The organism is Isoptericola jiangsuensis (assembly GCF_048320105.1).
GTDB classification, from domain to species: Bacteria; Actinomycetota; Actinomycetes; order Actinomycetales; family Cellulomonadaceae; genus Isoptericola; species Isoptericola jiangsuensis_A.
In genome coordinates, this window is the sequence record NZ_CP182942.1 from 1,023,431 (window position 1) to 1,035,568 (window position 12,138).

Annotated in this window: 11 protein-coding genes; 6 read left to right on the top strand and 5 right to left on the bottom strand. The window is 74.0% G+C overall.

What is annotated here, in order from left to right:
* Nucleotides 1-44: 44 nt before the first annotated feature.
* Nucleotides 45-2,603, bottom strand: a complete 2,559-nt coding sequence (locus ACNHYB_RS04850) for a DNA translocase FtsK 4TM domain-containing protein (protein ID WP_418277996.1) — start codon at nucleotides 2,601-2,603, stop codon at nucleotides 45-47.
* Between the two features lie 371 nt (nucleotides 2,604-2,974).
* Nucleotides 2,975-3,385 carry a hypothetical protein gene (locus tag ACNHYB_RS04855; RefSeq protein WP_418277262.1) on the bottom strand — a complete coding sequence of 137 codons (411 nt, stop codon included), beginning with the start codon at nucleotides 3,383-3,385 and terminating at the stop codon, nucleotides 2,975-2,977.
* Between the two features lie 76 nt (nucleotides 3,386-3,461).
* Here ACNHYB_RS04855 and ACNHYB_RS04860 point away from each other — a divergent pair, with 76 nt between their 5' ends.
* Entirely contained in the window at nucleotides 3,462-4,160 is a 699-nt protein-coding gene (locus ACNHYB_RS04860) for a TetR/AcrR family transcriptional regulator (RefSeq protein WP_418277263.1), read from the top strand.
* Here the strand turns inward: ACNHYB_RS04860 and ACNHYB_RS04865 are convergent.
* The gene (locus tag ACNHYB_RS04865; protein WP_418277264.1) at nucleotides 4,105-5,790 is read right to left on the bottom strand and encodes a ribonuclease J; all 1,686 of its coding nucleotides are present in this window, start codon (nucleotides 5,788-5,790) and stop codon (nucleotides 4,105-4,107) included. The two genes, ACNHYB_RS04860 and ACNHYB_RS04865, sit on opposite strands and share 56 nt — an antisense overlap.
* A 21-nt stretch (nucleotides 5,791-5,811) precedes the next feature.
* Complete coding sequence (gene dapA, locus ACNHYB_RS04870) at nucleotides 5,812-6,735, bottom strand: 4-hydroxy-tetrahydrodipicolinate synthase (protein ID WP_418277265.1); 924 nt, start codon at nucleotides 6,733-6,735, stop codon at nucleotides 5,812-5,814.
* A 134-nt stretch (nucleotides 6,736-6,869) separates the two neighbouring features.
* Here dapA and ACNHYB_RS04875 point away from each other — a divergent pair, with 134 nt between their 5' ends.
* The 4 genes from ACNHYB_RS04875 to ACNHYB_RS04890 are packed head-to-tail and all read left to right on the top strand — an operon-like array spanning nucleotide 6,870 to nucleotide 9,693.
* A complete protein-coding gene (locus tag ACNHYB_RS04875) occupies nucleotides 6,870-7,574 on the top strand; it encodes an AzlC family ABC transporter permease (RefSeq protein WP_418277266.1) in 705 nt (234 codons plus the stop codon).
* Nucleotides 7,571-7,891, top strand: a complete 321-nt coding sequence (locus ACNHYB_RS04880; protein ID WP_418277267.1) for an AzlD domain-containing protein — start codon at nucleotides 7,571-7,573, stop codon at nucleotides 7,889-7,891. The genes ACNHYB_RS04875 and ACNHYB_RS04880 overlap by 4 nt, the downstream gene beginning before the upstream one ends.
* Before the next feature lie 23 nt (nucleotides 7,892-7,914).
* Entirely contained in the window at nucleotides 7,915-9,177 is a 1,263-nt protein-coding gene (locus tag ACNHYB_RS04885) for an MFS transporter (protein WP_418277268.1), read from the top strand.
* Between the two features lie 9 nt (nucleotides 9,178-9,186).
* Nucleotides 9,187-9,693 carry an N-acetyltransferase family protein gene (locus ACNHYB_RS04890; RefSeq protein WP_418277269.1) on the top strand — a complete coding sequence of 169 codons (507 nt, stop codon included), beginning with the start codon at nucleotides 9,187-9,189 and terminating at the stop codon, nucleotides 9,691-9,693.
* Between the two features lie 5 nt (nucleotides 9,694-9,698).
* Here ACNHYB_RS04890 and ACNHYB_RS04895 read toward each other — a convergent pair whose 3' ends face one another.
* Nucleotides 9,699-10,745 carry a DUF308 domain-containing protein gene (locus ACNHYB_RS04895; protein ID WP_418277270.1) on the bottom strand — a complete coding sequence of 349 codons (1,047 nt, stop codon included), beginning with the start codon at nucleotides 10,743-10,745 and terminating at the stop codon, nucleotides 9,699-9,701.
* Nucleotides 10,746-10,862: 117 nt separating this feature from the next.
* On the opposite strand from ACNHYB_RS04895, the gene ACNHYB_RS04900 reads away from it, so the two are divergent.
* The gene (locus ACNHYB_RS04900; RefSeq protein ID WP_418277271.1) at nucleotides 10,863-12,101 is read left to right on the top strand and encodes an MFS transporter; all 1,239 of its coding nucleotides are present in this window, start codon (nucleotides 10,863-10,865) and stop codon (nucleotides 12,099-12,101) included.
* Nucleotides 12,102-12,138 lie beyond the last annotated feature (37 nt).

Here is a 12,138-nt window from a genome sequence, read left to right on the forward strand (position 1 = left end):
GCTCCGGCGACCCGCGCCCGCCGGGCGGTGGCTCCAGGTGGGGCTCAGCGCACCGGGTTCTCGGCGTCGGTGTCGGCGCCGTCGTGGTAGTCGTCGGCCATCGGCGGCCGGTGACCGTCCGTCCCGTCGGCGTACGGGTCCGCCGGCGCAGCGGTGCCGCCGTCCGCCGGGTCGTCCTGGTCGTACGCCTGGGGCGTCTCCCCGCGGATGAGGGCGAGCGCCGAGGGCAGGTCGTCCGGCTGGACGAGCACCTCGCGGGCCTTGGAACCTTCGGACGGGCCGACGATCTCGCGCGACTCCAGCAGGTCCATCAGGCGCCCGGCCTTCGCGAACCCGACCCGCAGCTTGCGCTGCAGCATCGACGTGGAGCCGAACTGGGTGGACACCACGAGCTCGGCGGCCTGGAGCAGGAGGTCGAGGTCGTCGCCGATGTCCTCGTCGATCTGCTTCTTCGCCGCGGCGGGCGCCGTGACGTCCTTGCGATAGGTCGGCTTGAGCTGGGCCTTGACGTGCTCGGTGACGGCGTGGACCTCGGACTCGGTGACCCAGGCGCCCTGGACACGCATCGGCTTGGCCGCGCCCATCGGCAGGAACAGGGCGTCGCCCTGCCCGATGAGCTTCTCGGCGCCGGGCTGGTCGAGCACGACGCGCGAGTCCGCCAGGGACGACGTCGCGAAGGCCAGCCGGGAGGGCACGTTCGCCTTGATCAGACCGGTGACGACGTCCACCGAGGGGCGCTGGGTCGCCAGCACCAGGTGGATGCCGGCGGCCCGCGCGAGCTGGGTGATCCGCTGGATCGAGGCCTCGACGTCGCGGGGCGCGACCATCATGAGGTCCGCCAGCTCGTCGACCACCACGAGCAGGTACGGGTAGGCCGCGACCTTGCGCTCGGACCCCGGCGGGGGGACGACCTTGCCGGCCCGGACCGCGGCGTTGAAGTCGTCGACGTGCTTGAAGCCGAACGTCGCGAGGTCGTCGTAGCGCGCGTCCATCTCGCGCACCACCCAGTCGAGCGCCTCGGCGGCCTTCTTCGGGCTGGTGATGATGGGGGTGATCAGGTGCGGGATGCCCTCGTACATGGTCAGCTCGACCCGCTTGGGGTCCACCAGGATCATGCGGACCTGCTCGGGGGTGGCCCGCATGAGGATCGAGGTGATCATCGAGTTGATGAAGCTCGACTTTCCGGCACCGGTCGCCCCGGCGACGAGGATGTGCGGCATCTTGGCGAGGTTCGCCACGACGTAGCCGCCCTCGACGTCCTTGCCGACGCCCATGACCATCGGGTGCTCGGTGCGCCGCGCCGCCGAGGAGCGCAGCACGTCGCCCAGCACGACGGTCTCGCGGTCCGTGTTGGGGATCTCGATGCCGATCGCGGACTTGCCGGGGATGGGTGACAGGATCCGCACGTCCGCGCTGGCCACCGCGTAGGCGATGTTGTTCGACAACGACGTGATGCGCTCGACCTTGACCTTCGGGCCGACCTCCACCTCGTAGCGGGTGACCGTCGGGCCGCGGCTGAAGCCCGTGACCTGAGCATCGACGCCGAACTGCTCGAAGACCCCCTCGAGGGACTCCACGACGCGGTCGTTCGCCGCGGACCGGGTCTTGTGGGGGGCGCCCTTGCCGAGCGCGTCCTCCTCGGGCAGCAGGTAGACGGTGTCGCCCGAGAGCATGGGCTGCTCGGCGCGCCCCATCGGGGCCGGGGAGGTCGGCGGCGGCGGGGCGTCGGATGCCGAGGCGGCTGCACGGGGGCCGGCTGCCGCGACGCTCCCGGCAGCGGCACCTGCCGCCGCGGGGACCTTCTGCGTCGCGCCGGAGCCCTCGACCTTGCGGGTCCCCGGAGCGGGGCCGTCGGCCGGGGCGAGCGTGGCCGCCTTGTCGAACGCGTGGTCGCCCGCGTACTCGTCGAGCTCGGCGGCGGCCGCGGCCGCCGTCGCCTCGCGCTCCGCCTTGGTGGGACGACGACGGCGCTTCTTCGCGGGGGCCGGCTCGGCGCCGTCGTGCGCGGAGACGCCGTCGGCGAGCTGCAGGCCGTCCTCGTCCACCTGGGCGCGATGGTTGCCGGTGAGGCGGTCGTAGAGGCCGCGGAGCCGTTCGGGGATGCGGTGCACCGGGGTGGCGGTGACGACGAGGAGCCCGAAGAACCCCAGGAGCAGGAACAACGGCACGGCGACCCACTCGGTGACCCCGGCGACGACGGGGGTCGCGGCGAGGTAGCCGATGATCCCGCCGGCGTCCTGGACGGCAGCGAAGCCGTCCTGCGGCGACGGGGTGTCCTCGGCGACGGCCACCAGGGAGCACACGGAGATCACCAGGAGGCTCACACCGATGGCGACCCGGGAGTTGGCGCTCCCCCGCTCCGGATGGCGCATGATCCGCACCCCGAGCCAGATGAGCAGCACGGGCAGCGCGACGCCGGCGATGCCGAAGGTTCCCGCGACGACGGCGTGCACGGCGTCGCCGAACACCCCGGGGATTCCCCACCACTCGCGCGCCGCGACGACGAGCGCGATGGCGATGAGGAAGAAGGCGACGCCGTCTCGACGGTGCTCGGGTTCCAGGTCTCTTGCTCCCTTGGTGATGGATCGGGTGACGGAGCCCATCCCGTGGGCGACGCCGAGGTAGGCGCCCCGCACGGCACGGACCGGCCAGGCCGGACGACGCGGAGCCCGGGACGGCGTCCGCCGTGCGGAACCGCTCGTGGTGCGCTGTCCGGTGCCACCCGTCCGTGCCGGTGCACGCTTCGTCGACGCGGCGCCCCCGCGGGCGCGCGCCGTCGTGGTCCTCGACGTAGCGCCGGTCCGACCGGAGCCGGTGGTACGTCGAGCAGGGCTACGGGTGGCCATGATGCTCACACCGTACCCGGCGCGACGCAGGTGCTCGGGCAGGTCGGGGTTGCGTGTCTCCTCGACCCGGCGGCGTCGCCCCCGGCAGGCCGTGCCGAGCCGGGCCGGGCCGGGCCTGACGGGCGGGCTCAGGCGGTCAGCAGCCCGACGGCGAGGGTCACGAGCCCCGCGGCCAGCACGGTCGCGCCGACGGGCAGCAGGACCACCGCTCGTCCGGGCCTCTCGCGCCCTGGCCCGAGCGCCGACAGGAAGAACCCGGCGGGCAGCAGGATCGCCGAGACGAGGACTCCGGTGGCCGCGAGCCAGCGCCAGAGGCCGTCGAGGTCCGTCGCCTCGGAGAGCAGCAGGCACACGAGCCCCAGGGTCACCAGCACGCCGGCGTGCGCGTGACCTGCCCGGTAGAAGGCGGTCTGGAAGCTCGTGGCCGGGACCTTGCCGGTCACCACGGCCACGAGGAAGGCGCCACCGGACTCGATGGCGACGACGGTCAGCAGCACGATCCCGGCGGTGACGCGGGCGGCGTCGGTGAGCTCCAGCACGATGATCTCCCTAGTTTGCGAACACTGTTATAGAACACCGTTCGAGAACCGACGTCAAGGCCTCTAGACTCACGGGATGGCTCGACCACGTCTGCACGACGCCGCCCTGCGCGACCGGCTCCTGGACCTCGCCTCCCGCGAGGTCGCGGCCCACGGCGAGGCCGCGCTGTCGGTCCGGTCCCTGGCCTCGGCCGCCGGCACCAGCCCGTCGGCCGTCTACACGCTCTTCGGCGGACGTGACGCCCTGCTCGCCGCCGTGTCCGCCGAGGGCTTCGCCCGGTTCGCCGACCACCTCGCCCGTGCACCCCGCACGTCGGACGCCGAGGGTGACCTGACCGCGCTCGGCCTCGCCTACCGCAGCTTCGCCCTCACCGCCCCGCACTACTACGCCGTGATGTTCGCCCACGGCGTCCGACCGGACCCTGCCCAGCCCGACCCCCGGGCCCAGCCGACCTTCCGGGCCCTGAGCGACGCCGTCGCGCGCATCGCCCCGGACGCCCCCCGCGACGCCCTCGCCGACACGGCCTCGACGCTCTGGGGCCTCGTGCACGGCCTGGTGAGCCTGGAGCTCGCCGGCCTGCTGCCGGGCACCCGCGCCGAGCGCGACGCCCGGTACGCGGCGGCGCTCGGCGCCGCCGGACCGGGCCTACTCTCCGGGGGCACGACGAACGGCGCCGGACCGGCGAACCGGTCCGACGCCGTCGACGGCGATCAGGAGGTCAGGCCTCGACGACCACCGGGACGATCATCGGGCGGCGACGCAACCGACGGTTGACCCACTGCCCGATCACGCGTCGCATCACCTGCTGCAGCTGGTAGGTGTCGGTGGCGCCACCGCTGATGGCGTCCTCCAGCGCCCGGACGACCTCCGGCTGGATGTCCTCGAAGACGGCGTCGTCCTCCGCCATGCCCCGCGCCAGGATCTGCGGTCCGGCGAGCACCTTGCCGGTGGCCGTGGAGACGACGGCGAAGACGGAGACGAAGCCCTCCTCGCCGAGCGTGCGCCGGTCCTTCAGCTCGTTCTCGGTCACCTCGCCGACCGAGGAGCCGTCGACGAACACGTACCCGCACGGCACCGCCCCCACGACCGACGCCTTGCCATCGACGAGGTCGACGACGACGCCGTCCTCCGCCAGCACCACGCGCTCGGCCGGCACCCCGGTACGGACCGCGAGCGCCGCGTTGGCCACGAGGTGCCGGACCTCGCCGTGCACCGGCATGACGTTGCGGGGCTTGAGGATGTTGTAGCAGTAGAGCAGCTCGCCGGCGCTCGCGTGGCCGGAGACGTGCACCTTGGCGTTGCCCGAGTGGACGACGCGGGCGCCGAGCCGGGTCAGGCCGTTGATGACGCGGAACACGGAGTTCTCGTTGCCGGGGATCAGCGAGGACGCGAGGATCACGGTGTCGCCGTGGCCGACCTGCACCCGGTGGTCACCGTTCGCCATCCGGCTCAGGGCGGCCATGGGCTCGCCCTGGGAGCCGGTGGACATGTAGACGATGCGGTCGTCGGCGAGGTCGCCGGCCCGCTTGAGGTCGATGAGCACGCCCGGCGGTACGTCGAGGTAGCCGAGGTCGGCGGCGATGCCCATGTTGCGGACCATCGAGCGGCCGACCAGCGCGACCTTGCGGCCGTGCGCGTGCGCGGCGTTGAGGACCTGCTGCACGCGGTGGACGTGGGAGGAGAACGACGCCACGATGATGCGCTTCTCCGCCTGGGCGAAGACGCTGTCCAGGACGGGGCCGATCTCGACCTCGTTCGTGACGAAGCCGGGGACCTCGGCGTTCGTGGAGTCGACCATGAACAGGTCGACACCCTGCTCGCCGAGGCGGGCGAACGCCCGCAGGTCGGTGACCCGCCCGTCGAGGGGCAGCTGGTCCATCTTGAAGTCGCCGGTGTGCAGGACAGTGCCCGCGGCGGTGGTGACCGCCACGGCGAGCGCGTCGGGGATCGAGTGGTTGACCGCGACGAACTCGCAGGAGAACTCCCCCACCTTGACGGTCTCGTCCTCCCGGACGACCCGCAGCACGGGGCGGATGCGGTGCTCCTTGAGCTTGGCGTCCACGAAGGCGAGGGTCAGCTGGGAGCCGTAGATCGGGATGTCGCGGCGCAGCCGCAGCAGGTAGGGCACGGCACCGATGTGGTCCTCGTGGCCGTGGGTGAGGACGATGCCCTCGATGTCGTCCATCCGGTCGGCGATGTACTCGAAGTCCGGCAGGATCAGGTCCACGCCGGGCTGGTGGTCCTCGGGGAAGAGGACGCCGCAGTCGATGATGAGCAGCCTGCCGGCGAACTCGAGCACGGCCATGTTGCGCCCGACCTCTCCGAGACCGCCGAGAGCGACGATCCGCAGGCCGCCGGAAGGCAGCGCGGGAGGGAGGGAGAGTTCGGGGTGAGGGTGGCTCACGGGGCCTCCTGGCCTGGTGGGTTACTGAGGTGTGGCGGCGGCGTCCAGGACGCCGCTGGCGATGAGGGCGGACCGCACGAGCGCGACGTCGTCGGCCGTGGCCTCGACGTTCGGCAGGCGCATGGCCCGGTTGGTGTGCAGGCCGAGGGCCTCGACGGCGGTCTTGGCCATGACGGCCTGCGCGCCGGCGCCGTTCATGGCGGCGATGACGGGAAGGGTGGTCGAGAAGACCTCGAGCGCGCCCGCGTGGTCCCCCGCGTCGAAGCGGCGCACCGTCTCGGCGAAGGCGCGTCCGACGGCGTGGGCGCTGACGGAGACGATGCCCGCGCCGCCGTGGGCGAGGAACGGGAGCAGCAGCGAGTCGTCGCCCGAGTACCAGGCGAGGCCGGTCAGCGCCCGCAGGGCAGGCACGGCGGCGACGTCGCCGGACGCGTCCTTGGTGGCCACGATCCGCGGATGGGCGGCCACCCGCACGTACGTCTCGGGCAGGATCCGCACCGCGGTGCGCGCCGGGACGTCGTAGAGCATCACGGGCAGGTCGGTCGCGTCCGCCACCGCCTCGAAGTGCTGGGCAAGGCCTTCCTGGGTGGGGCGCGAGTAGTAGGGCGAGACGACCAGCAGGCCGTCGGCACCGGCCTCGGCAGCGTGCTCGGCCATGCGCACGGCGTGCGCGGTGTCGTTCGACCCTGCGCCGGACAGCACCGCCGCACGGTCGCCGACGGCGTCGACGACGGCGCGCAGGAGGTCCACCTTCTCGGGCGTGTGCGTCGCGGACGCCTCACCCGTGGTCCCCGACAGCACGATGCCGTCGTTGCCCTCGTCGACCAGCCGGACGGCCAGGCGCGCGGCTGCGTCGAGATCGAGCTTTCCCGTGTCCGTCATCGGCGAGACCATCGCGGTGAGGACTGCGCCGAACGGGCGCGCAGGAGTGGCGGGCAGCGTCATGGGAACACCGTACCGTTCACGAGCCCTTCCGAGCGCCGCGGCACGGGCACCATCGCACGAGCACCTGTCGCAGGAGCGCCCCGGCACCGGTGGCGGGTTTCCGCCGCGCGACCCGCTCGTGCTTTCCTGACGGCGTGCGACCTCCCTCCTCCCCGGCCGTGTCCGCCGCCGTGCGGCAGGGCCTCGGCGTCTCCGTCGCGACCGGCCTGTACGGCGTCTCCTTCGGTGCGCTGGCCGTCGTGTCGGGACTCACGCTCGCCCAGACCATGGCGCTGAGCCTGCTGCTGTTCTCCGGCGGCTCGCAGTTCGCCCTGATCGGTGTGGTCGCCGCCGGCGGGTCGCCCGTCGCCGCCGTGGCGACGTCCACCCTGCTGGGGGCACGGAACACGCTGTACGGCGCCGTCGTCGCCCCGCTCCTGGACGTCCGCGGCGCACGCCGGTGGGCGGCGGCGCACCTCACCATCGACGAGTCCACCGCCGTCGCGGTGGGCCAACGGGACCGGACCGCCGTGCGCGCCGGGTTCTGGACCACCGGGATCGGCGTGTTCGTGCTGTGGAACCTCTTCACGCTCGTCGGCGCGCTGGCGGGCGACGCGCTCGGCGACCCGCGGGCCTGGGGTCTGGACGCGGCCGCCGGTGCCGCGTTCCTCGCCCTGGTGTGGCCCCGGCTGGCCGAGCGTCGGGCCCAGGTCGTCGCGGGGCTCGCGGTGGTCGCCACCCTGGCGCTCGTCCCCGTCGCACCCGCGGGTGTGCCGGTGCTGGCTGCCGCAGGCCTCGCCGTCGTCGTGGGCCTGGTGTCCTCGACGCCGACCGGCCGCGGGACGGCGGGCGCACGATGACCGCCACCGCGCTGTGGGTGACCGTGCTCGTCGCCTCCCTGGCGGCGTTCGCCCTCAAGCTCGCGGGTCATCTCGTGCCCGAGCACTGGCTCGCGACCGCCCGTGTGCAGCGCACCTCGGGCCTGGTCACCGTGGCGCTGCTCGTCGCCCTCGTCGTCGTGCAGACCTTCACCGACGGACAGGCCGTGGTCCTCGACGCGCGGGTCCCGGCACTCGGTGTGGCGGCCGCCGCGCTGGCGCTGCGGGTCCCCTTCCTGGCCGTCGTCGTCCTGGCCGCCGCGACCGCCGCGGGGCTGCGCGCGCTCGGCTGGGGCTGACCGGGCCCGCGTAGGATCGCCGGGTGCCCACCCCCCTCGACCCGAGTCCGCGCGCGCCCGCACCCCGGTCGGTGACCACCACCCGCTGGTCCCTCATGGCGCAGTTCGCGCTCTTCGGGGTGCTCGGCACCTCCTGGATGAGCAGGCTGCCCTCGATCCGCGCCGACCTGGGCCTGTCCGCCGGGCAGCTCGGTTCGCTGCTGGTCGTGGGCGGCGTGGGCACGCTCGTCGCGGTGCTCGGGACGGGGGCGGTCGTGGCCCGGTTCGGCACCCGGGCCACGCTCGTGGCGGCCACGGCGGGCAACGTGGCCGGGTTCGGGCTGCTGGCCGTGGGCACCAGCACGGGCGACGTGGTGCCCTTCGCCGCAGGAGCGGCGCTCAACGGTGTCTCGGGCGCCCTGGTGAACATCCCGATCAACATCAACGCCGCGTCGGTGGAGCGGGCCGTCGGGCGGGCGATCCTGCCCCACTTCCACGCCTGCTTCTCCATCGGTGCCGCGCTCGGGGCGCTGGTCGCCGCCGGCTTCGCCGCGCTCGGCATGACCGTCGCGACGCAGCTCGTCGCCGTCATGCTCGTCGTCACCGTGCTGCGTGCCGTGCTCGTGGTGCCGTCGACGGCGCTCGCGCCCGAACGCGCCGTCGGCACGGACGGAGCCGGCGCCGCACGCGGGTCCGGGGTGCGCGCCGCGCTGGGCGCCTGGCGGGAGCCCCGTACCCTGCTGATCGGGCTGGTGCTGCTCGCCGCGTCGCTCTCGGAGGGTTCGGCAGGCACCTGGATGTCGCTCGCCGTGGTCGACGGGTTCGAGGCCCGCGAGGCCGTGGGCGCCGTCGCCTACGGGACGTTCGTGACGTCGATGACGGTCGTCCGGTTCGCCGGCACCGGCCTGATCGACCGGTACGGCCGGGTCGCCGTGCTGCGCGCCTCCGGTGCCAGCGCCCTGGTCGGCCTGCTGCTGTTCGGGCTGTCGCCCTCGATCGTGACCGCCTGGGTCGGCGTCGTGCTGTGGGGGTGCGGCGCGGCGCTGGCCAACCCCATCGCGATCTCGGCCGCCTCGGACGAACCCGTCCACGCGGCACCACGCGTCGCCGTGGCGACCTCGTTCTCCACGGTCGCGATGCTCAGCGCGCCGCCGCTGCTCGGCCTCCTGGCCGACGCGGTCGGGGTGCGCCACGCCCTGCTGGCCATCTGCGCCGCCGTGGTGCTCAGCCTGGCCGTGTCCGGCCGGGTCCGCCCCCTGACCGAGGACGGCGCGACGGACGACCGGACGGGCGCCCACGCCCCCTAGGGTGGGCCCATGGCACTGTTCCGCGAGGCCGCCGACGTCTCCGTCCGCCCGGCCGTCCCCGGTGACGAGGACGCCGTCACCGACGTCCAGGTCGAGGCCTGGCGCACCACGCACGCCGAGACCCTCGGCGGTGCCGTCGACGCCCTCGACGTCGACGTGATGCGCCGGCGCTGGGCGGACGCGATCTCGAGCCCGCCCGGCCCCGGCTTCGCCGTGCTGGTCGCCCTGGACGGCCCGCGGGTCGTCGGGTTCGCCGCCGTCGGCCCGGGGCAGGTGCTGGCCCTCGAGGTGGCTCCCGGCGCCCGTCAGGGCGGGCACGGTTCGCGGCTGCTCGCCGCCGCCGTCGACCGCCTCCGCACGGACGGGTCCACGGACATGGTGACCTGGGTGCTCGACGGCGACGAGGCCCGAGAACGCTTCCTCACCCAGTCGGGGCTCGGCCCGGACGGCACGGAGCGCGCGCTCGCGACCGGGGTGCGCGACGTCGTGGAACGGCGCTGGTCCGCCTCGATCTGAGCGGGTCAGTCCGCGGGACGCCGCCCGGGTCCGTCGTCCGTTCCCACGCTCCGGCCGTCCGGGGCGGTCGGCGGTGTCCCCGTGCCCGCTGACGTGGGATCGGCCGAGGTGGGGTCGGCCGAGGTGGGGTCGGCCCCGTTGGGGTCGGCTGCCCAGGATCCGGCCGGCGAGGTCTCCGCCGTCGTGTCCGCCGACGTGCCCGCCGACGTGCCCGCCGTCGGGGCCCCGGTGCCCGGGATCGCGGGCGCCGACGGCGCGTCCGGCGTCGACGACGGCTCCGCCTCGGTCACCGGTGCACCCCCTGCGCCGGAGGGCACCATCCGCGGGCCGGTCGCCGAGGCCGGCGCCGCCGACGGGTTCGCCGCACCCAGCACCGATCCCCCCGTGACGACCACGCCCACCTTCTGCGCCTGCTCGCGCAGGTCCCGCAGCTCGCGGGCCACGGACCGCACGGCGAACCCGGAGACGATGTGGGTCGCCCCCGCGACGAACGCGAACAGCGCGAACACGATCGTCACGAGACGCAGCACGTCCAGGGAGTCCAACGGCCGGGTCACCAGCAGCATGCCGAACAGACCCGCGGTCATGCCGAAGCTCACCATCCACGGCCATCCGAGGTCCCGGTTGCGCGCCAGCGCCACCCCTCCCGCCAGGGCCACGACGCCGAGCACGATCGTCCAGCTCGCCATCACGTAGTACAGCGGGGTCGCGGTCAGGTCCGGCCAGAAGGCGACCGCCACGCCGAACACCACGTTCACCGCGCTCTGCGCGAGCCACCAGGCCGAACCCTCCTGGCGGCGGTGGACGGACCACTGCACCAGCACCAGCACGGCGTCGAGCACGAGGAACGCCCCGAGCAGCAGCCGCAGCACCTCCAGCTCGCCCAGTGGCTCGATCATCAGCAGCAGCCCGAGGACGATGAACGCCGACCCCCGCACGACCGGCAGCCACCACACCCGGCGGAACGGGTTGCGCCCGCCCGCCTCGTCGCCCCCGTCGGGTCCGGCTCCCGGCTCGGCCTCGACGTCCGTCCCACCCGTGCGGCGTGCCATGGTGTCCCCCTCCGTCGGGCTGGTCCGACCCAGCGGCCATCAGGACCGTCCGGCCCGTGACCTGCGCTTCAGCCTAGGCACCCGGCGCGCGGTCCGCACGGGATGTCAGGATGGGGCGTGCCCTCCCCCGTCCCCTTCTCCCGTCGCAGCGTCCGTGACTCCGCGGCCGGGATCGTCGTGCTCGCCGTGGCCAACTTCGTCGCCATCACCACCGAGGTGCTGCCCGTCGGCCTGCTCCCGCAGCTCGCCCGCGGAGTCTCGGTCACCGAGTCGACCGCAGGGCTCCTGGTGTCGGTGTACGCGTTCGTGGTGGCTGCACTGGCGGTCCCGCTCACCGTCGCCACCCGGAAGCTGCCCCGCAAGCCGCTGCTGCTGGGCACGCTGGGCGTCTACGTGGCGAGCAACGTCCTGGTCGCCTGCTCCGGGTCGTTCGCCGCGGTGGCGGCGGCCCGCACCCTCGGCGGCATCGGTCACGCCGTGTTCTTCTCGGTGTCGATCGCCTACGCGGCCCGCCTCGTCGGACCGCTGCACACCGGCAAGGCGCTCACCTACGTGACCGCGGGCGGGACGCTCGGGTTCGTGCTCGGGGTGCCGCTGGGGACCTCGCTGGGTGCTGCCGTCGGGTGGCGGTGGTCGTTCGGCGCCCTCGCAGGGCTCTGCCTGCTCACGCTCGTCCTCGTCGCACGGCTCCTGCCCGCCGTCGACGCCGCGGAGATCCGGACCGAGGACCGTCCCGGACGACGCCGTCGGGTCCGCCTGGCCCTGGTGGTCGGCGCCAACACGGTCCTGTTCTGCGGGCACTACGCCGTCTACACCTACGTCTCGCCGATCCTGCTGACCACCGGGCTCACCGAGGGTGCCCTCGGGCCGGCGCTGTTCGTCCTCGGCACCGTCGGGCTGGTCGGGCTGTGGGCCGCAGCGCGGTTCCTGGACAGCCGACCACGCGCGTTGACGCTCGCCGCGATGGGGACCATCGCCGCCTCGCTCGTCGCCGTCGCGTGGACCCTGCCCGCCATGGTGCCCGTCCTGGTCGCGTGCGCGGTGTGGCTCGCGGCCTTCGGTGCCGTCCCGGCGACCTTCCAGGCCGCGGCGCTGCGCGCCGACGGTGCCGGGCCGGACGTCGCGGGCGCGTTCGTCAACAGCACCTCGAACCTCGGTATCGGGGTCGGGGCCGCGGTGGGTTCCGTGGTCTTCGCCCAGGGCGGCCCGGCCGACCTCGCCCTGACCGGAGCCGCGATCGTGGTCGTCTCCCTGCTGGTCGTGGTGTCCGCGCGCAGCGCCTTCCCTGCCACGCCGTCGTCGGACCGGTCGCCGTCGGACGACGGCACGGGTGAGGACGTCGTTCGCGACCGGTAACGGGACCGTGACCGTGCCGTAGCACGATGCTGGGATG